This is a genomic window from Prevotella merdae (genome assembly GCF_900290275.1).
In the GTDB taxonomy this organism is placed as follows: domain Bacteria; phylum Bacteroidota; class Bacteroidia; order Bacteroidales; family Bacteroidaceae; genus Prevotella; species Prevotella merdae.
This window is the reverse complement of record NZ_LT985339.1, coordinates 1-2,158: the sequence shown is the minus strand read 5'-3', so window position 1 is coordinate 2,158 and position 2,158 is coordinate 1. Positions and strand designations below refer to the sequence as shown.

General features: G+C 44.9%; 2 protein-coding genes. Both read left to right on the top strand.

Annotation, left to right across the window (positions count from 1 at the left end; translation table 11 throughout):
• Positions 1-203 precede the first annotated feature (203 nt).
• The gene (locus C9991_RS16470; RefSeq protein ID WP_106813553.1) at positions 204-1,343 is read left to right on the top strand and encodes an MFS transporter; all 1,140 of its coding nucleotides are present in this window, start codon (positions 204-206) and stop codon (positions 1,341-1,343) included.
• Between the two features lie 100 nt (positions 1,344-1,443).
• Positions 1,444-2,067, top strand: a complete 624-nt coding sequence (locus tag C9991_RS16465; RefSeq protein ID WP_106813552.1) for a vWA domain-containing protein — start codon at positions 1,444-1,446, stop codon at positions 2,065-2,067.
• Positions 2,068-2,158: the final 91 nt, after the last annotated feature.

Genomic DNA, 2,158 nt, shown 5'->3' with positions numbered 1-2,158 from the left:
ACTTAATCCTGCCGAGATTCTTTGGCGTATACTTAAGGGCAAATGGATAAGACCGATAGATTACGAGACTACGGACTCGCTTTTCTATTGTACGAACAGGGCCTTGGCGTCTGTGGGTACGAACTTATTCGTGAATTATTCATATTTGTAAAATTAATTTTGAACAGTTACTTAACTTTGCAGCATAAAAAGGATATTGATTTATGAAGAAAGGACTATTCGCCCTTGCCTTGGGCACCTTCACCCTTGGCATAGCCGAGTTTATAATTGAAGGAATATTGACGGATGTGGCACACAACATGGGAGTATCGATACCACAAGCCGGACATCTTATTTCGATTTATGCCTTAGGCGTGTGCGCCGGTGCATTCTCGCTGATATTCATGCACAAGTATCGTCCAAGAAACATACTGCTGTTTCTTTCGTCGCTCATAGTCTTGGGCTCAGCTATTGCCACAATATCTCCAAGCTACGGTTTATTGCTATGCGCCCGTTTTGTACAAGGTCTGCCCCACGGAGCCTTCTTTGGTACGGGCGCAATAGTGGCAGTAAAGATAGCCGATAAAGGCAAGGGCACCAAAGCAGTAGCCATGATGTGTGCCGGCATGCCCTTTGCCAATCTTATAGGTGTTCCGCTGGGAACATTCCTAAGCCATATCATCTCATGGCGTATGCCATTTGCCATGTCTACCGTGATGGCTCTCGTTACATTATATATGATATACCGCTGGGTGCCAGATGTAGAGGCATTGCCAAACAACGGCATGAAGGCACAATTCAGATTTATGCGCAGTCCTGCCCCATGGCTTATCATAGCCGCCACGTTCCTTGGCAACGGAGGCATACTGTGCTGGTTTAGCTACATATCGCCATTATTGCAGGTGAATGGAGGATTCAGCGCTGCAAGCATATCGCTACTTATGATTCTTGCAGGACTTGGTATGGTTGTGGGCAACCAAGTAAGTGCGTTTGTAGCCGACCGCATTCAGCCGGGACGCTTTACATTCTACTTGCAGTTGATAGCGGCACTTGCGCTGTTGGCAACATTCTTTCTGTCGTCCAACGGATATATATCAGCCATACTGATGTTTGACATATGCGCTTGTCTCTTCGGCATAGGCTCGCCTGAGCAATACCTTATAGTAAAGCATAGTGAAGGAGGCGAGATGCTTGGAGGTTGCTGTATACAGGCAGCCTTTAACCTTGGCAACGCTCTTGGAGCATTCCTTGGAGGCATACCAGTATCAATAGGATTGGGCTACAACTATCCGGCACTTATAGGTGTGCCAATGGCTTTGGCAGGCGCAATATGCTTGCTGATATTCCACAAGAAATACGAATGATAGAAGAAAATCTCGTTTTTTTTTGTGTGGACAACTTAATTTTTCTGCTTCATATTTCTTTTAAGGGATATAAGTAGAACTTTTAAAACACACAAGAATTATGAAACGAGTATTTAATCTATTGGTAGTAGACGAGAGTGGCAGCATGGCAATAATCCAGAAGCAGGCTCTGATGGGCATCAACGAGACACTTGAGACAATCGGAAAGATGCAAAAGACACACAAGGAACTTGAGCAGCACGTTACGCTGATAACGTTTGACAGTTCGCACAAGCGCCTGATATACGACAACGTTACAGCCGATATGGCTCACAAGCTTGGACGCGACGAATATAATCCAGGTGGTGCAACGCCGCTGTACGATGCTATTGGCATGGGCATAGCAAAGATAAACGCGCAGACAACTGACGAGGATTCGGTGCTGGTGACCATTATTACGGATGGCGAGGAGAACTGCAGCGAGGAGTATAATCTCAAGATGATAAAGAACCTTATAGACAAGCTTAAGAAGCAAGGCTGGACCTTTACCTTTATAGGTACCGACAACCTTGACGTTGAAGGCATGGCTGCCGACATGGGCATAGACAATCATCTATCGTTCTGCGAGGACGCAAAAGGCACAGAAGAGATGTTCAGACGCGAAAGAAAATCAAGAGAACGCTTCAATATGTGCATGGCTTCTGACCGCGCAATGCCGGAAGGAAGCTATTTTAAGGAGAAATAAAAAGAAAAGGGTGTGCACTACATGTTTCTATACAAGAAAGAGAAACATGAGGTGCACACCTTATTATATATATACATTATATGTATATTAC

Bases quoted from the DNA above. Each gene is read 5' to 3' on its own strand.
- C9991_RS16470 (WP_106813553.1), top strand. From the start codon at position 204: ATGAAGAAAGGACTATTCGCCCTTGCCTTGGGCACCTTCACCCTTGGC.
- C9991_RS16465 (WP_106813552.1), top strand. From the start codon at position 1,444: ATGAAACGAGTATTTAATCTATTGGTAGTAGACGAGAGTGGCAGCATG.